The organism is Craurococcus roseus (assembly GCF_039523795.1).
In the GTDB taxonomy this organism is placed as follows: domain Bacteria; phylum Pseudomonadota; class Alphaproteobacteria; order Acetobacterales; family Acetobacteraceae; genus Craurococcus; species Craurococcus roseus.
On sequence record NZ_BAAAFZ010000006.1, the window covers coordinates 91462 to 107243 of the forward strand.

At 73.0% G+C, this 15782-nt stretch carries 18 protein-coding genes; 5 read left to right on the forward strand and 13 right to left on the reverse strand.

Annotated elements, in window-relative coordinates:
• Nucleotides 1-112 precede the first annotated feature (112 nt).
• Entirely contained in the window at nucleotides 113-439 is a 327-nt protein-coding gene (locus tag ABD067_RS01665; RefSeq protein WP_343893399.1) for an ArsR/SmtB family transcription factor, read from the reverse strand.
• A gap of 139 nt (nucleotides 440-578) precedes the next feature.
• Between ABD067_RS01665 and ABD067_RS01670 the strand changes: the two genes are divergently transcribed.
• On the forward strand, nucleotides 579-1952 hold the full coding sequence (locus ABD067_RS01670) for an Nramp family divalent metal transporter (protein ID WP_408871498.1): 1374 nt from the start codon (nucleotides 579-581) through the stop codon (nucleotides 1950-1952).
• Nucleotides 1953-1979: 27 nt separating this feature from the next.
• Here the strand turns inward: ABD067_RS01670 and ABD067_RS01675 are convergent, their stop codons facing one another.
• The 3 genes from ABD067_RS01675 to ABD067_RS01685 form a co-directional block, all read right to left on the reverse strand.
• A complete protein-coding gene (locus tag ABD067_RS01675) occupies nucleotides 1980-2666 on the reverse strand; it encodes a class I SAM-dependent methyltransferase (RefSeq protein WP_343893477.1) in 687 nt (228 codons plus the stop codon).
• Nucleotides 2667-2735: 69 nt separating this feature from the next.
• The gene (locus ABD067_RS01680) at nucleotides 2736-3602 is read right to left on the reverse strand and encodes a DMT family transporter (RefSeq protein ID WP_343893400.1); all 867 of its coding nucleotides are present in this window, start codon (nucleotides 3600-3602) and stop codon (nucleotides 2736-2738) included.
• Between the two features lie 135 nt (nucleotides 3603-3737).
• Nucleotides 3738-4241, reverse strand: a complete 504-nt coding sequence (locus ABD067_RS01685) for a GcrA family cell cycle regulator (RefSeq protein ID WP_343893401.1) — start codon at nucleotides 4239-4241, stop codon at nucleotides 3738-3740.
• A gap of 186 nt (nucleotides 4242-4427) precedes the next feature.
• On the opposite strand from ABD067_RS01685, the gene ABD067_RS01690 reads away from it, so the two are divergent.
• Together ABD067_RS01690 and ABD067_RS01695 are read left to right on the forward strand one after the other, a co-directional pair.
• A complete protein-coding gene (locus ABD067_RS01690) occupies nucleotides 4428-4826 on the forward strand; it encodes a DUF6152 family protein (RefSeq protein WP_343893402.1) in 399 nt (132 codons plus the stop codon).
• A 7-nt stretch (nucleotides 4827-4833) separates the two neighbouring features.
• A complete protein-coding gene (locus ABD067_RS01695; protein ID WP_343893403.1) occupies nucleotides 4834-5295 on the forward strand; it encodes a DUF2214 domain-containing protein in 462 nt (153 codons plus the stop codon).
• A 4-nt stretch (nucleotides 5296-5299) separates the two neighbouring features.
• On the opposite strand, the gene ABD067_RS01700 is transcribed toward ABD067_RS01695, so the two are convergent.
• The 7 genes from ABD067_RS01700 to ABD067_RS01730 form a co-directional block, all read right to left on the reverse strand.
• Complete coding sequence (locus ABD067_RS01700; protein WP_343893404.1) at nucleotides 5300-6274, reverse strand: acetamidase/formamidase family protein; 975 nt, start codon at nucleotides 6272-6274, stop codon at nucleotides 5300-5302.
• 67 nt (nucleotides 6275-6341) lie between these two features.
• A complete protein-coding gene (locus ABD067_RS01705; protein WP_343893406.1) occupies nucleotides 6342-7022 on the reverse strand; it encodes a hypothetical protein in 681 nt (226 codons plus the stop codon).
• Nucleotides 7019-8008 (reverse strand): magnesium/cobalt transporter CorA, encoded by a 990-nt coding sequence (gene corA / locus ABD067_RS01710; RefSeq protein WP_343893407.1) that lies wholly within the window; start codon nucleotides 8006-8008, stop codon nucleotides 7019-7021. The genes ABD067_RS01705 and corA overlap by 4 nt, the downstream gene beginning before the upstream one ends.
• A gap of 266 nt (nucleotides 8009-8274) precedes the next feature.
• Nucleotides 8275-9087, reverse strand: coding sequence for a glucose 1-dehydrogenase (locus tag ABD067_RS01715; protein WP_343893408.1), 813 nt, complete (start codon nucleotides 9085-9087; stop codon nucleotides 8275-8277).
• Between the two features lie 342 nt (nucleotides 9088-9429).
• Nucleotides 9430-10416 carry a Bug family tripartite tricarboxylate transporter substrate binding protein gene (locus tag ABD067_RS01720; RefSeq protein WP_343893409.1) on the reverse strand — a complete coding sequence of 329 codons (987 nt, stop codon included), beginning with the start codon at nucleotides 10414-10416 and terminating at the stop codon, nucleotides 9430-9432.
• A 130-nt stretch (nucleotides 10417-10546) separates the two neighbouring features.
• The gene (locus ABD067_RS01725; RefSeq protein ID WP_343893410.1) at nucleotides 10547-11617 is read right to left on the reverse strand and encodes a methyltransferase; all 1071 of its coding nucleotides are present in this window, start codon (nucleotides 11615-11617) and stop codon (nucleotides 10547-10549) included.
• Nucleotides 11618-11699: 82 nt separating this feature from the next.
• The gene (locus tag ABD067_RS01730; protein WP_343893411.1) at nucleotides 11700-12221 is read right to left on the reverse strand and encodes a MarR family winged helix-turn-helix transcriptional regulator; all 522 of its coding nucleotides are present in this window, start codon (nucleotides 12219-12221) and stop codon (nucleotides 11700-11702) included.
• Between the two features lie 254 nt (nucleotides 12222-12475).
• On the opposite strand from ABD067_RS01730, the gene ABD067_RS01735 reads away from it, so the two are divergent.
• Both ABD067_RS01735 and ABD067_RS01740 read left to right on the forward strand, forming a co-directional pair.
• The gene (locus tag ABD067_RS01735) at nucleotides 12476-13252 is read left to right on the forward strand and encodes an IS5 family transposase (protein WP_343893412.1); all 777 of its coding nucleotides are present in this window, start codon (nucleotides 12476-12478) and stop codon (nucleotides 13250-13252) included.
• 483 nt (nucleotides 13253-13735) lie between these two features.
• On the forward strand, nucleotides 13736-14713 hold the full coding sequence (locus ABD067_RS01740; RefSeq protein ID WP_343893413.1) for a Bug family tripartite tricarboxylate transporter substrate binding protein: 978 nt from the start codon (nucleotides 13736-13738) through the stop codon (nucleotides 14711-14713).
• 15 nt (nucleotides 14714-14728) lie between these two features.
• Here ABD067_RS01740 and uraD read toward each other — a convergent pair whose 3' ends face one another.
• Nucleotides 14729-15223 (reverse strand): 2-oxo-4-hydroxy-4-carboxy-5-ureidoimidazoline decarboxylase, encoded by a 495-nt coding sequence (gene uraD, locus ABD067_RS01745; RefSeq protein ID WP_343893414.1) that lies wholly within the window; start codon nucleotides 15221-15223, stop codon nucleotides 14729-14731.
• 13 nt (nucleotides 15224-15236) lie between these two features.
• Entirely contained in the window at nucleotides 15237-15563 is a 327-nt protein-coding gene (locus ABD067_RS01750) for a twin-arginine translocase TatA/TatE family subunit (protein ID WP_343893415.1), read from the reverse strand.
• Nucleotides 15564-15782: the final 219 nt, after the last annotated feature.

Below are 15782 nucleotides of genomic sequence, written 5' to 3' on the forward strand. Positions count from 1 at the left end.
TTCGTTCCGCCAGCCACTCAAGCCGTCGGTGCGGCCGGACCATAGTCGCGCGGAGCAGCGCTAGACAAGTGAGCCTTCCCCGCGGAATCACAAGGCTCGGCGGAGTCGGCCGTCAGGGCGCCGCTTCCGTTTCGGCGTCCTCTTCGGCGACGTGGTCCACCATGTCGGAGAGCATGGACCGGATGTGCTGGTCGCCCACGACGTAGAAGACTTGGCGGCCGCGCCGCTCCGCGCCGAGCAGGCGCGCCGCGCGCAACAGGCGCAGGTGGTGCGAGACGAGCGACGCAGAGATTCCCAAGCGTTCTGCCATCTCGCCCACCGCCGCCGGCGCATCCAGGCAAGCCAGGATGATGCGCAGACGGGTCGGGTCGCTCATGAGGCGGAACATCTCCGCCAACTCGACCACTTGGTCATCCCCGATCCGGACGCGCCCGCGCATTCCACGCTCCTCCATGACCGCGGCCAGGGTTGCCCTTGCGCCGTGCCCCGGCAAGCGACGCTTGACAGGGGACTGGGCGGACCGCATTTGCACGACCCTAACGTTTTGAAATCCAAAGGATATCTGAACAGTTGAAGACGTGTTCAGTCGTTGCGGCGAGTCCGGCCCGGTGCTGACCCGCCCGGAGCCGACCGCGGCCGCGGAGGCGCCGCCTGCGCGCGAGGTGAGCCTCCCCGAAATCCACCGCAGCGTGGTGGTGCCCAACGCGGGGGGCTGGCTGCGGCGGCTGCTCGCCTTCGTCGGCCCTGGCTACTTGGTGGCGGTGGGCTACATGGACCCCGGCAACTGGGCCACCGCGCTCGCGGGCGGATCGGCCTTCGGGTACACGCTGCTCTCCGTCGCCCTCGTCTCCTCGTTGATGGCCATGCTGCTGCAGGCCCTCTGCGCGCGGGTTGGCATCGCCACCGGGCGCGACCTCGCGCAGCTCTGCAGGGAGCGCTTCCCGCGCCCGGTCAACGCCGTGCTCTGGGTGCTGGCGGAGGTGGCGATCTGCGCCACCGACCTCGCCGAACTGATCGGCACCGCCATCGCGCTGCAATTGCTCTTTGGCATCCCGCTGCTGCTCGGCGTGGTGCTGACGGCGGCCGACGCCCTGCTGATCCTCTGGCTCCAGAACCGCGGGGTGCGCTGGCTGGAGGCGCTGATCGCGGGCCTCATCTTCCTCGTCTTCGGCTGCTTCGCCGTCCAGCTCTTCATGGCGCAGCCGGTGTGGTCGGAGGTGTTCGCGGGCTACATCCCCTCCGCAAGCATCGTGACAGACCAGACGCAGCTCTACATCGCCATCGGCATCCTCGGCGCCACGGTGATGCCGCACAACCTCTACCTGCACACGGCCTTGGTGCAGTCGCGCGCTTACGGCCTGGACGTGCCGGCGAAGCGCGAAGCGATCCGCTTCGCTTCCGTGGACAGCACGGTGGCGCTCTGCCTCGCGCTGACGGTCAACTCCGCCATCCTCATCACCGCCGCCGCGGTGTTCCACGCCGGCGGGCGCACGGAGGTGGCCGAGATCGGCGAGGCTTACGAGCTGCTGGCGCCCATGGTCGGCAGCGCGGCGGCGGCGACCTTGTTCGCGGTAGCGCTGCTGTTCTGCGGCTTAAACGCCACCGTCACCGCGACCATCGCGGGGCAGGCGGTGATGGAGGGCTTCCTGGGGCTGCGCCTGCCGCCGGTCCTGCGGCGGCTCGTGACCCGATTGGTGGCGATCGTGCCGGCCATCATCGTGACCTGGTTCTACGGCGAGAGCGGCACCGCGCAGCTGTTGATCCTGAGCCAAGTCATACTGTCGCTGCAACTGCCCTTCGCGGTGGTGCCACTGATGCTGTTCGCCTCCGACCGGGCGAGGCTCGGCGCGCTGACCGCCCCGCGCTGGCAACTGGCGCTGGGCTGGGCGACCACCGCGGTGGTCGTCATGCTCAACCTCAAGCTGCTCTGGGATTTCGCCCTGGGCGAATGACGGCGGGCGCGGCGGCGCCCGCCGGCGTCAGGCGAAGGCCATCCGGTTCGGCACGCGCACGAGCGTGAACAGGCCGAAGGGCGGGCAAGGGGCGATCTCGGCCGCCGCGTCGGGATGCTCCAGCAGGTCGCCGAGCGAGAAGTCCGGGTGCCAGCCCAGCACCCGCGACAGCGGCGCCAGGGTGCGTTCCGCCCACCAGCGCACGCCCTTCTCGGCGGCGAAGTGGTTCACGAACAGCAACTCGCCGCCGGGCCGCACCACGCGGCGCATTTCGCTGAGCAGGCGCCGAGCGTCCGGCACCACGGTCGCGGTGAACATGGCCACGGCGATGTCGAAGCTGGCGTCGCGGAAGGACATCGCCTCCGCGTCCATCTCCACCAAACCGACCACGTTCCGCAGGCGCTCCCGCTTCACCCGCTTCCGGGCCTGGAGGAGCATCTCGCGCGAGAGGTCGATGCCGACCACCCGCTTCTCCGGCGCGTAGCGCGGCAGGGCGAGGCCGGTGCCGACGCCCACCTCCAGCACGCGCGCGCCGGGCAGGCCGTTCACCGCGGCGACGGCGCGCCGCCGCCCTGCGGCCGAAACGGCGCCGAACACCTCGTCGTACACGCCGGCCCAGCGGCGGTACGCCTCGCGCACTGCCTCGGCGTCGAGCGCCGCGCGCGGGTGGCCGTGCCTATCGGCCTGATGGAGCCCTGCTTGCGAAATGGTAATGCCTCCTCCGTCGGCGGTGCGCTAGACCACCGGGGCCGCGGACGCAAGCAACACGGACCGGTCGTTCGGCTATCGCCGGTCCCGGTCCGGAAACGCAACCATAACCCCGCCCAACGCGATCACCGCCGCGCCGGCCAGAGACGCCGCGTCGGGCCAGTCGTTGAAAACCAGCACCCCCGCCAAAGTTGCCCAGATGAGTTGCGTGTAGGTCAGCGGGGCCAAGAGGCTGGCCGGGGCGCGTGCAAAGGCCAGCACCAGCAGCCCGTGACCAGCGCCGCCGAGGAGGCCGCGGCTCGCCAGCAACAGCCAGTCGCCCAAGGGCGGCGCCGTCCAGAACAGCGGTTGTGCCAGGCTGGTGGCGACGGTGGCGGCGAAGCCCGTGTGCAAGATGGTGGTGCGGGGGTCGTCCACCGTCGCCAACTTGCGGGTGAGGATCTGGTACACCGCGAAGAGCATGGCGGTGCCTAGCGGCAGCACCATCGCCCAGTTCGACGGCGCTTCCCCGGTGAGGGCGGGCGGGCGCAGAGCGATGGTCACGCCGAGCAGGCCGATGCCCACGCCCATCCAGCGCCGCCACCCCACGGGCTCGCCCAGCCACAGCGCGGCCAGCGCCACGGTCAGCACCGGCGAGGCGAAGCCGACCGCCGTTGCGTCGGCCAGCGGAATGCGCGCCAGGGCGGATGAGAAGAGCAGGTTGGACGCGGCGAGCAACAGGCTGCGCGCCGCTTGCAAGCGAGGGGCTCGGGACCGCCAAGGCAAGCTCCCCGTTGCGATCCTGATGACCAACGCCGCGCCGAGCAGGCTGAACAGGAACCGCGCCCACATGAGCTGCGGCACGGCGTAATACACCGTCAGCCGCTTCACGAGCGTGTCCATCACCACGAAGAGCGCCAGCGCGGACAGGTGCAACGCGACGCCGGCGAGCCGGCTGTTCACGGACGTCGGCCAGGAAATTCAACCATGCCGCGAGAATGGCTGGCCGGCCGGCATCGGCCAAGCGCGGAAACGGCATGGCTGAGGCGACCGGCGCGCCGCGTGGCGCGTCGGACACCGCCCCCGCCCCCGCCCGCGTCAGGCCGCGTCGGAGCGGCGGTCGCGGACCCTCACGTAGGCGATGGCGGCGTGCTCGGCGCAGTAGGGCTTCCCGGGCGCCGCCTCGCAACCGCAGAAGCGGAACTCGCGCTGGCCGGGCTCGCCGATCGGCCAGCAGCAACTCCGCAAGGAAGCGCGCGGGAAATGGCTCACCTGGGCGGATACGACGGGGGCGGGTGCGGCGGATGGCCGCGGCACCGGCTGGGGCTGCGGCGCTTGCGGAACCGCCCGCGCGGCAGCGGCTGCGATGGCTGGCGCGGCGTCGTGAGCGGCGGCGGCGGGCTTGCGGCGGGGCGCCGACGACGGGACGCCCAACCCTTCCAGCTTGCGGATGGGGCTCGGCCGGGCGGGGAGGTCCAACCGGTGCGCCTTGCCGACGATGGCGTTCTTCGTGACCCCCATGCGGCGCCCGATCTCGGCGGTGGAGTGGCCCTCGGCCCAGAGGGCGCGGAGCAGGTCAATAGACTTCGCCGTCCATTCCATGCGGGTCTCCCTCGCCGTGACCCACCACATCTCGTGGGTCACAATATACGGTAGGACAACACAGAACGGCTCCACAAGTTCTAGCTGGCCTTTCTGGATCGAAAAGTTGTGGAAAACCTGGGGTTTCGTTGACTCGCGCCGGCACCGGTACCTTTTCCTCCCCAGGTGCCACCGAAGGAGCGATCCATGCATTTCGCATCGAACCCGCCGCGCCGCCGGCCGCTGGCGGCGGGCCTCGGCCTGCTCGCGCTCGGATGGGCCGCAGCCGCCCCGGCGCTCGCCCACCACGGCTGGTCCGGCTACGGCTCAGAGGAATTCTCGATGTCCGGCACCGTCCAGTCGGCCAACCTCGGCGGCCCGCACGGCGTGGTACGGGTGCTCGACGGGAACGGGCGGGTGTGGGACGTGGTGCTCGGGCCGCCGCGCAACCAAAGCCGGGCCGGGTTGACCGAGGCCGCGCTGCCGGCCGGCGCCGCCGTGACCGCTTGGGGCCACCGCCACCTCGACCCGAACCGGCTGGAGATGAAGACGGAGCGCCTGCGCGTCGGGACGACGGTGTTCGACATCTACCCCGACCGCTCGTAGCCGCGGTTTGGCGGACGTCGCCGTTTGGCTCGAAGCGTCGCTGTTGGCGCGGGCGTTGAAGTCCGGGCCTTGGGTCTACCCGCTGGTGAACCTCGCCCACCTGCTCGGCGTCGCGCTGTTGCTGGGCGCCATCGCCGCGCTCGATCTGCGCTTGGTGGGGCTCTGGCCGGGCACGCCGGTCCCGGCGCTGGCGCGCGCGACGGTGCCGGTGGCGGGCGCCGGCCTCGCCTTGGCCCTCCTGACCGGCCCGGCGCTGCTCACCGTGCGGGCGACCGAGTACGTGGAGAACCCGTTTCTCTGGATGAAATTCGGCGCGGTGGCGCTCGGGCTCGCCAACCTCGCCGCGCTGCACCGGTCCGCGGCGTGGCGGAGCGGCGGGCGCGGGCGCCGCCTCGCAGTGGCCGGGGCGGTGTCCTTGGCCGCTTGGCTCTCGGCCGTCTCGGCGGGGCGGATGATCGCCTACTGGTGAGGGCTCAGAACAGCAACCCCTTGCGCAGCATCCCGTGGACGCCCTTCTCGCCGTTCACGGTCTGCGTCACCCGGAAGTCCACGGCGAGCGAGCAGAGCTGGTAAGCATCGGCGGCGGAGAGGTTCGCGCGCGACACGATGAAGGCGATCATCTCGCGCAGCGCCTGCTTCATGGCGAGGTCCAGGTCCTCGTGCATCCCCATGCTGATGAAGTGCGTGGCCGTCTCGGCGCGGGGGAAGCGCAGGACGGGGTCTTTCGCGCCGCCGCCCTTCTCCAGGCCGAGGCGGAAATGCCCGGTGAGGCACATCTCCAGCGCGTTGATGCAGACCTCGCCGTCGCCCTGCACGCCGTGCCCGTCGCCGGCGGAGAACAGGGCGCCTTGGTTGAACACGGGCAGGTAGAGCGTGGCGCCCTCGCCGATCTCCTTGTTGTCCAAGTTGCCGCCGTGGGCGCGCGGCTCCTTGGTGGAGATCTGCCCCCACTCCTCCGGCGGCGCCACGCCCATCACGCCGAAGAAGGGCGAGAGCGGCAGGGTGATCCCCGGCCCGACCGGGACCTTGCAGGTGCGCGCCGCGCGGTCCACCGGGATGTGCAGCACGCGCTTGTACGGGAAGTCCTCCGGCAGCGTGCCGACCAGCGGCCGGAAGCCGCAGAAGCCCCAATCGGCGCCCAACTCTATCTTCTCCACCGTCACCCGGAGGCAGTCGCCCGGCTCCGCGCCGCGCACCGCCACCGGCCCGGTGATGATGTGCGGGCCGAGGCGCGGCACGTTGCCCTTGTGGATGGCGAGCAGCCGCTCCGGGATGGAAAAGGCGCCGCCGGGCGCCGGGCACTGCTCCGGCCCGCCGGACACGCATTCCAGCACCACGAGGTCGCCCGGGTCGGCAGTGGCGACCGGCTGGAACGCGGCGTCGAAGGCGCCCCAGTGGACGGTCTCGGGCGTGGGCGTGACGTGGTGCGTGGCGGGGGCGGTGGGCATCGCGGACGGGCTCCTCGGTGGACGCGCCAAGGAAGGCAGAGGGGCGCCCGCGGTCAATCCGCCTCCGCTACCGTCCCCGCAGCCGTTCCCCGAGCGCTTTCTGCTCGTCCGGGCACACTTGGCCCAGGCGCTCGTACTCCTCGGGCCGGTCTATCCCGCGGTGCGCCGCCTCCCGCGCGGCCTGCATGGCTTCGAAGGCGGGCACGATGGCGCGGCGCAAGGCCTCTTGCAGCGCCGCCACCGCTGACTGCTCGGTGGCCCCGCGCCCCGCCGCCGACGCCGCCCACCGCCGGGTCGCCGCTTCGGCATCGGCGGCGGCTCGCCGGAAGGTGTCCCTGTTCACGGCGACGTGGCGCCGTTCGTGCGCCTCCGTTTCGCGGAACAAGCAGCTCCCGCGCGGCACCTCGCGGGCGATGCGGACGCCGAACTCGGCGTGGCGGACGTTGAGCGAAACCCGCTCCGGCCGCGCGCAGGCCCGTCCGTCCGCCGACGCGATGCGCGCCTCGATCTCGCTCCGCCATTCCACCCGGGAGGTGGTGGAGCCGAGGTGGCGGAGCGCGGCGCCGCGCGGCGCGTTCGCTTCGGCGCGGAGGGCGTCCATGCCGGTCCCGAGGTCCAGCGTCGGCTCGGGGTCGTGGAGCGAGACCTCGACGCGCGGGCTGGTCTCCGGACAATCCGGCTGCGCCACGGCCGCGGTCCCCGCCACCACGGACGCGGCTGCCGCCGCGAGGATCACGACCGGCTTCATAGCCATCCCTTCCGCTTGAAGTAGAGGACGGGCAGCGCCGCCGAGACCACCATCAGCAGCAGCGCGAATGGGTAGCCGACCGCCCAGCGCAGCTCCGGCATGAACTCGAAATTCATGCCGTAGATGCTGGCCAGGAGGGTGGGCGGCATCAGCGCCACCGAGGCCACGGTGAAGGTTTTGATGATGTTGGTCTGCTCGACGTTGATGATGCCGAGCACCGCGTCCAGCAGGAACTGCGCCTTGCTGTTCAGGAAGCTCGCGTGCTCCACCAAACTACGGACGTCGCGCACCAGGGTCTTGATGAGCCCTTGGTTCTCCTTGCGCACCGCCCCTGACTTCTCGGCGCTGACGAAGCTCAGGATGCGCGACAGCCCGAGCAGCGTCTCGCTGGCGCGCGTCGTCACCTCGCCCACCTGCCCGAGGGTGATGAGCGTCTCCTTCAGGCCGGCGTCCTTCGCCGTGGCCTTGGCCTTGGCGCGGGCGGTGCGGAAGGCCGCTTGGCTGGCGCGGTCCATGTCGGCGCCGATGCGCTCCAGGATGTCGGCCAAGCGGTCCACGATCTGCTCGAACAGGTGCAGCATCACCGCGTCCGGCCCGCCGAACAGCAGGGTGCGGGGCGTCCTTTGGCAACGGGCGCCGAACACCTCGAAGGCGCGCGGCGTGGCGTAGCGCACCGTGACCAGGTTCTGGTTGCCGAGCACGAAGGTGATGGCGGTGGAGCCGTACTCGCCGCCCTCGACGCCGTAGAGGAAATTCGCGGTCAGGAACAGCGCGTCGCCTTCGCGGTAGAGGCGGGAGGAGCTTTCGATCTCCTGCATCTCCTCGCGCGTCGGCACCTCCAGGCGCAGCGCGGCCTGGACCTGCTTCTCCTCTTCGGGCGTCGGGCTCAACAGGTCGATCCAAACGGCGCGGCGGAGCGCCTCGGCGTCCTGCGCGCCTTCCCGCATCGAAAGGCCGCCGTTGTCGACGGTGTAGGTGGTCAACATGGGGCCACTCCCGGCCGGTCGGGCGCCCCAAGGCGCGAGGAGAGCCAACCAGGTTCACGCCGAGCGGGGGCACCGAGCCTCCTGGCGCCGGCACCCGCGGAGACGCGCGAGCGCCGCGGCCCCGGCGCGGAAGATGCCCCGCCGGTCGGCTCGCGGTCCTGATTGCGTGTCCGACGTTAGCGGGAAGGGGCGCCCGAGTCACTCCCGCGGCGGAGCACGGAGCGGTGCCCCGCCCGGCCCCGCAGGCACGGCCGGAAGGGCGCCGGTCAGCGCGGGGCGGCGAGGCTCCCCAACCGCCCCGCTGTCAGGCCGCCGTCGATGACCAGCTCCGAGCCCGTCACATGGCGCGAGGCGTCGGAGGCGAGATAGAGCACCCCGTCCGCGATGTCGGAGGCTTGGCCGGGCTCGCCGAGCGGCACGCCTTGGGCGGCGATGGCGCGGGGGTCCAGCGGGGCGTTGCGGCCGTCCGGCAGGCCGCCCGGCATCTTCTCCCAGATGGCCGTGTCGATGATGCCGGGGTGGACGGAGTTGACGCGGATGCCGTCGCGCGCCCCGGCGCATTCCAGCGCCACCGACTTGGCGAAGAGCCGCACCGCGCCCTTGGTGGCCGAGTAGCCCGCCAGCCCCGCGGAGCCGCGTAGGCCGGCGACCGAGGACATCATGACAATGGAGCCGCCCTTTCCGGTCCGCCGCATGGCGGGGATGGCGTGCTTCACCGACAGGAACACGCCGTCGAGATTGACCGCCGTTTGCCGGCGCCAGTCGGCGAGCGCCATGTCCACGACCGGGCTGATGATGGCGATGCCCGCGTTCGCTACCAGGACGTGGAGGCCGCCGAACAGGCGCTCGGTTTCGGTCACCGCCTCGGGCCAGCGCGCCTCGTCCGTCACGTCCTGGAGGACGAAGCGCGCTTGGCCGCCCGCGGCGCGGAGCCGCTCGGCCAAGGCTTCGCCGCGCTCCGCGTCCAGGTCCGTCAGCACGACCTTGGCGCCTTCCCGCGCCAGGGTTTCCGCGCAGGCGGCGCCGATGCCGGCCGCGCCCCCGGTGACGATGGCCACCTTGCCTTCGACTTGGCCCATTGGCGTTCCCTTCCTCTTCTGGCGCGGCGAGGCTAACCGCTCCGGGACCGGCCCGACACCGTCCCGTCGGGATGCGGTAGGCTCGCCGGCAGGCGGCGGTAGGCCTCGCGGTCGTCGGGCTGGGCGCGGGCGCGCTAGGGCGCGTGGACAAAGCACCACAGGCAGAGTTGGTGACCAACACGCCGGCACCTCGGTGATGCCGGCGCAAGGCGGTCGGGACGACACAGCCGGTCGCGGGACCGGCAGCAGGGTGGTTTCGGTGTTCGGCCTCGCGGCGTTCGCCGGCGCCGGCGTGCACCGGCATCGGCAGCCGAGCGACCGGGTGCCCCGCTCGCCCCTCCGCTACTCCTCGGGCTTGAAGCCATTGGCCCGCACCATCTCGGCGTAGCCCTCGCGCTCGGCTCGGATGCGGGCGGCCAGCGCGGCCGGCGGGAGCACCAGCGGGGCGATCTCGGCCGCTGCGAGCCGCTCGCGCAGGGCCGGCCCTTCCACCGCCGCCGCCACCGCCCCGTGTAGCGACTCGACCAGCGCGGGCGAGGCGCCGGCCGGCAGGAAGGCGGCGCCGGCGGCCTCGTCCTCGGGCAGGCCGGGGAAGCCGGCCTCGGCCAAGGTCGGCATATCGGGCAGCGAGGCCAAGCGGGAGGCCCCGCTCACGGCCAGCAACCGGACCTGCCCGGCGCGCGCCGCCGGGACGCCGTCGCCCGTGATGCCGACGAAGGCGTCGATCTGCCCGGCGAGGAGGTCCTGCATGGCCGGCCCGCTGCCGCGGTAGGACACCGCGGTCAGCGGCGCCCCGGACAGGCGCGACACCGCCAGGCCGATCATGTGCTGCGGCGCGCCGAGCACCGGGGGCGCGAAGCTGGCGCCCCCTTTGGCCTTCGCCCAGGCCAGGAACGACGGGAGGGTCTGCGCCGGGTGGTCGGGCCGCACCATCCAGCAGAAGCGGACGGTCCCCAGGGTGGCGACCGGCGCGAAGTCGGCCACCGGGTCGTAGCGCGTGGTCCGCGGGAAGGCGACCGGCGTCAGGGTCATCACCGGCAGCGGCGTCACCAGGATGGTGGCGCCGTCCGGGGGCGACGCCTTCACGTGCTCCACCGCCAAGCGGACGCTGGCCCCGGGGCGGTTCTCGACCACCACCTGCGGCGCGTAGCGGCCGCGAAGCTGCTCCGCCAGCAGGCGCGCGAGGACGTCGGTGCCGGCGCCGGGCGGCAGCCCGATGACGATCCGCGCCGTGCGGTCGATGGCGGTGGCGGCCCGGCCATGCCGGGCGACGAGGCAGGCGGCGCCGAGTGCGAGGGCGCCGCGTCGGCCGATGCTGCTGATGCCCATTGCCCGTTTCTCCTTCGGTGCTGTGACCCGACCCCGCTCCGGCGCGGGGGGACCTCCTCCGTGCGGCCCTGCCGGAGGGCCGTGGTCGCCTCGGGGCGGTGCGCGATGCCCCGGGAGGCGCATCAGCCGATCAGCACGGCAGCGCCTCGATGAGGCCGACGCCCGACGCGGTGGGGAGGGCCCGGCCGGGCGCGAAGCCCGCCGCGGCGAGCAGGTCCCGGTGCTCGGCCTCGGTGCGCTCGCGGCCGCCGACGTAGACCAGCATCAGCAGGTCGAGCCACTTGGCCTCGGAAGGCAGGTTGCCTTCCGGGACCACCGGCTCGGCGACGAGCAGGCGCCCGGTGCCGGGCATGGCGGCGCGGCAGCGCGCCAGGATCGCGCGCGCGTCCTCGTCGCCCCAGTCGTGCAGGACTTTCTTGAGCAGGTAGACGTCCCCGCCCGCCGGCACCGCCACGAAGAAGTCGCCGGCCACCAGGTCGCACCGCCCCGCGACGCCCGCCGCCTCCAGCCGCCCCCGCGCCATCTCCACCACGGGCGGCCTGTCCAGCAGCACGCCCCGCAGCCCCGGCCTGGCCGCGAGGACGGCGGCGAGCAGCGAGCCCTGCCCGCCGCCAACGTCCACCACCGTCCCGCCGGCGGGGAAGTCGTAGGCGGCGAGGATGGCGGCGTCGTCCGCCGCGCTGAGGCTGCGCAGGGCTTCGACGGAGACGCGGCCGGCCTCCGGGCGCGCGGCGTAGTACTCGAACAGCGGCGCGCCGAAGACGTGCTCGAAGGCGGGCCGGCCGGTGCGGACGCTGTGCTCGATCTCGCCCCAGGAGCGCCACACCCAGCGCTCGCCGTTCATGACGGCGTAGGCGCGCAGCGAGCCGGGCGCGTCGCTCCGGAGCGGCTCCGCCATCGGGGTCAGGGCGAAGCGGCCCTGCGCGTCCGCGGCGAAGATCCCGACGCCGGCCAGCGCGCGCAGCACGCGGTGCAGCGAGGGCGCGTGCGCCCCAGCCGCCACGGCGAGGTCGGCGGCCGACCACGGCCCGTCGCGCAGCAGGTCGGCGATCCCGAGCTTGGCGGCGACGAAGATGGCCTGCGCAACCCAGGCGCCGGAGAGCAGGCGCATCAGCGCCCGCTCCGGGGGCTCCGCGGCGGCGTCGGCCGCCTGCGCCGTGCCGGACGATACCCCCTCTTCGCCGCCCGCCGACCCGCTCACGGCGCTGCGCTCGGGCCAGGGGCGGCGGGGAGGACCGGCGGGGGCGGCGCGTGTCGTCGCGTCATGGGCGGCGGTCTCCTGCTCAGGCGGTCGGTGGTCCGGGCGGTCCCCGCCGAGGTCGGCTGCGGCCGTTGCCGGGTCGGGCGTAGGCGGCGTGGCCCTCGACAACGCGGGCCAGCAGCTCGACCAGCAGGACCCGCTCCTCGGGCCGGAGCGGGGCCAGGATGCGGTCCTGGGCGGCGAGCGCGGCGGGTTGGAGCCGGCGGCGCAGCGCCAAGCCTTCCGGCGTCAAGTGCAGCACGCGGGCGCGGCGGTCGGTCGGGTGCGGGTCGCGGCTGACCAGCCCGCGCGCCGCGAGCCGATCCACCATCTGGCCGGCGCTGACCTTGTCGATGCCGAGGCGCGCGGCGAGGCCCTGCTGGTCCACGCCCGGCTCGGCGTCGAGCGCGGTGAGGGCTCCGTACTCGCCCCACTTGAGCGCTTCGGGCGCGAGGACCTCGGCCATGATGCCGAGGCAGAGCTGGTGGAAGCGGAAGGCGAGGAAGGAGGGCACCCTGTGCCCCGGCGGGACGGGGCCGGCCGGCCTCCGTTCGGACGCCGACACGGGGCCGCCGCCAGGCGCCGCGGGCGCGGCAGGCGGGGCATCGGCGGGAGCGGTGCGCCTGGGCATGCATGCCCTTCAATAAGAATTCTGACAGTAAAAAATCTTACTGGCCTTGCGGTCAAGCCCCATCTCCCGGACCGGGCAGCGGCGCTCAGTCCTGGGGCGTCGGGCGATGGCGGGCGGGCGGTGTCGGACACCGGCAGGAGGACGACCACGTCGCAACCCAGGCTGGCCTCCGCGGCTGGAGGGCTACGGTGAGGCGGGGGCTCCTGACAGACGCCGAGTGGGCGACCTTCGAGCCCTTCTTGCGCACAGCGGGGCCGCGGCGTGGGCGACCGCCGAGGAACCATCGGCGGGTGCTCGACGCCATCCTCTGGATCGGGCGCACCGGCACGCCGTGGCGCGACCTGCCGGCCGAACTGGGCAACTGGAACTCCGTCCACCGCCAGTTCAGGCGGTGGACCGCGTCCGGCGTGTGGGATCTCCTGCTGCAAGCCCATGCCGACGGCGGCGGCGAAGCCGATGCGCTCCAGATGATCGACAGCACCATCGTCCGCGCACACCACTGCGCTGCGGGCGGGAAGCGCGACCAAACGCGGCACCTCGGCCGCTCGCGCGGAGGCCTCTCGACCAAGGTCCACCTCCGGGCCAATGCCGACGGTCTGCCCATCGCCGTGGTGCTGACGCCCGGCGAGGCCCACGACGTCACGGCTTATCCGGAGCTGATGGGCGAGCGCGACAGCGACCCCGGCGTGCTGCTGGGCGACCGTGGCTACGACAGCGACGAGATCCGCAGGGATGTCCGCGACCGCGGCGCCACGCCCGAGATCCCGACCAGGCGCAACCGGAAAGCCCGGCACTCGGTCGACCGCCGCCTGTATGCACTGAGGGCCCGGATCGAGTGCTTCATCAACAGGCTGAAGAACAACCGCCGGGTGGCCACACGCTACGACCACACCGCGAGCAGCTTTCTCGGCTTCGTCCTGCTCGGCTGTGTCCGTCTATGGATCAAGTTTGTCCACGCGGCCTAGGACGCGGTGCTCGCGGCGCCGAGTGGCGGCGAGCGCGTCGCCCGCGGCGCGGCGGCGGGCGCGTTCGCCGCTATGGTGCCGACCTGGGTTGCACATCGCGCTGGCACTCGGCGCGGCGCCGCTCGCCCGCGGCAGCTTGACCGCCGCGGCGGCGGTCTGCGTGCTCGTCGGCACCCGTCGGCCATCCTGGGCCGGCATGGTCGCCGGCAGCCTGGACGCGCGCCTTCCTGCCGGTCGCCGAGGGGAAGGGCGCTGGCCGGCGGCGCCCTGCTGGGCGCGGCGCTCGCCTTACCCGCCTTCTTCGGGGTGCGGCGGGCGATCGCCGCCCGGAACGCCGCCCGGAACGCCGCCCGGACCGGCGACGGCGACCCGGACGGCGCGCTTCGCGGGGCTCCGGGCGGCGGGTGACGGCGGCGGCGCGTGCTGGCGCGCTGTTTGCAAGGCTGCGCCCGGCATCCGCCGTCCTCCGCCCGGGAGTCGCCCATGAAGCGCCGCCTTTTCCTCGCCGCCCCGACCGCCGCCGCCCTCCTGTCTCGGCCCGCGATTGCGCAGCAACAGGCTTGGCCGACCAAGCCGGTGCGGATCATGGTGGTGTTCCCGCCCGGCGGCGCTTCCGACATCGTGGCGCGGGTGCTGGCGGAGGCGCTGTCGGCCCGCATGGGCGCCCGGTTCGTGGTGGACAACCGCGCCGGCGCCGCCGGCACCATCGGCGCGGCGCACGTCGCCCAGCAGCCGGCCGACGGCTACACCCTGATGCTGTCCAACACGGCGCCGATGATCACGTCGCCGCCGCTCTACCAGAAGGCCGGCTACGAGCCGCTCCGTTCCTTCACACACATCGCTTGGCTCGGCACCACGCCGGCCGTGATCACCGCCAACCCGGCCGTGGTGCCGGCGACCGACCTCGCCGGGCTGATCGCCTGGATCAAGGCGCAGCCGAGGCCCCCGGCCTACGGCACCTCCGGCAACGGCTCGGTGCCGCACGTGCTCGGCGTGATGATCGAGCGCGAGACGGGCGCTAAGATGGCCCATGTGCCGTACCGGGGCAGCGCGCCGATGCAGGCGGAGCTGCTGGGCGGCAACCTCGGGCTCGGCTTCGACGTGCTGCCCGACACCATGGAGAACATCCGCGCCGGCAGGCTGCGGGCCTTCGCCGTGACCAGCCGCGCGCGGCAGCCGATGGCGCCGGAGGTGCCGACCACCGCCGAACTGGGCTTCCCCGAGATCAACATCGACAACTGGGTCGGCCTGAGCGGCCCGGCCAACCTGCCGGCCCCGGTGGTGGAGCGGCTGCACGCCGAAACCTTCGCGGCCCTCGCCGCCCCGGAGGTCCGCCGGCGGTTGGAGGAGCGAGGCATCACCGGCGAGCCCTTGGGGCAGCAAGCCTTCACCGCCCTGGTGGAGCGGCAGGTGCGCGAGATCGGCGGGCTCGTGGCCGGCCTCGGCATGACGCTGGACTGACCGGGACGCGGCGCGTCAGGCTTCGCCCAGCCGACCCTTGAGCCGCAGCAGCAGGATGCGCTCGACCTGGCGCAGGGCTTCGGTGCGTTCCTCTGCCTCGGTGTTGCGCAACCGGGACTCCAGGGCGGCCAGGATCTCACCGGGCCGCTTGCCCTTCACCGCCAGGATGAAGGGGAAGCCGAACCGTTCTCGGTAAGCCTTGTTCAGCTCCAGCAGCCGGGCACCGGCCGAGGCATCGAGGGCGTCGAGGCCGGCGGAGCCTTGTTCGCGCCGCGAGTCCGGCGTCAGGTCGGCCGGCCGCGCCGACCGGGCGGCGAGGTCGGGGTGGGCGTTCAGGAAGGCCAAGAGGGCGTCGGCCGGGAGGTCGCGGAGGACCGCCACGAAAGCCGGGTGCAGCCCGGCGGAGCCAGCGCTAGGGTCCGATGGGCCGCGGTCCCAGGCTGCGGCAGCGAGGTCCGGCCGGTTCTCGAAGACGGTGCCGAAGCGGGCGAGGAATTCCTCGCGCGTCACGGCGTCGCCGCCGTCAGGCGGCGGGGCGGCTGGTGTTCGCCGTGCCGGCGGCCGTGGTGCCGGTCTGATGCGGGGCGGTACCGGCCGCGGTGGTGCCGGCCGCGCCTGCCGTCGTTCCGGCGGGGCCGGGAATGCTGCCGGCGGGGTGGGTGCCGGGCGCCGGCGGGGCGGAGTCGGCCGCCATGGAGGCGTCCTTGTCCTCCTCGGCCATGTTCTTCTTGAACGACTTGATGCCCTTGGCGAGGTCGCCCATCAGGCCACTGATCTTCGACCCGCCGCCGAAAAGCAGCAGGATCACCAGCAGCACGACGAGCCAGTGCCAGATGCTGAAGCTACCCATGTGGAATCTCGACGATCCTGTCTGTTGAGGGCGACCGCCGGGGACGCCCTTTTGCGACGGACACTAGGGCTCCGCCCCCCGCGGCGCAAACGCCATTTCCGAGTACCGGAACGGGCGGCCGCGGCGCCTTCCCGGATGGAAGGCGCGGTCGGGGCGTCGGCGGACGGAGTGTACCTTTTCCGTTCCGGCCGTGCGAGTTTTTCCCGCCAAGCCGGCCTG

Bases quoted from the DNA above. Each gene is read 5' to 3' on its own strand.
- ABD067_RS01665 (WP_343893399.1), bottom strand. From the start codon at position 439: ATGCGCGGGCGCGTCCGGATCGGGGATGACCAAGTGGTCGAGTTGGCG.
- ABD067_RS01685 (WP_343893401.1), bottom strand. From the start codon at position 4,241: ATGGAATGGACGGCGAAGTCTATTGACCTGCTCCGCGCCCTCTGGGCC.
- ABD067_RS01690 (WP_343893402.1), top strand. From the start codon at position 4,428: ATGCATTTCGCATCGAACCCGCCGCGCCGCCGGCCGCTGGCGGCGGGC.
- ABD067_RS01700 (WP_343893404.1), bottom strand. From the start codon at position 6,274: ATGCCCACCGCCCCCGCCACGCACCACGTCACGCCCACGCCCGAGACC.
- ABD067_RS01705 (WP_343893406.1), bottom strand. From the start codon at position 7,022: ATGAAGCCGGTCGTGATCCTCGCGGCGGCAGCCGCGTCCGTGGTGGCG.
- corA (WP_343893407.1), bottom strand. From the start codon at position 8,008: ATGTTGACCACCTACACCGTCGACAACGGCGGCCTTTCGATGCGGGAA.
- ABD067_RS01715 (WP_343893408.1), bottom strand. From the start codon at position 9,087: ATGGGCCAAGTCGAAGGCAAGGTGGCCATCGTCACCGGGGGCGCGGCC.
- ABD067_RS01720 (WP_343893409.1), bottom strand. From the start codon at position 10,416: ATGGGCATCAGCAGCATCGGCCGACGCGGCGCCCTCGCACTCGGCGCC.
- ABD067_RS01740 (WP_343893413.1), top strand. From the start codon at position 13,736: ATGAAGCGCCGCCTTTTCCTCGCCGCCCCGACCGCCGCCGCCCTCCTG.
- ABD067_RS01750 (WP_343893415.1), bottom strand. From the start codon at position 15,563: ATGGGTAGCTTCAGCATCTGGCACTGGCTCGTCGTGCTGCTGGTGATC.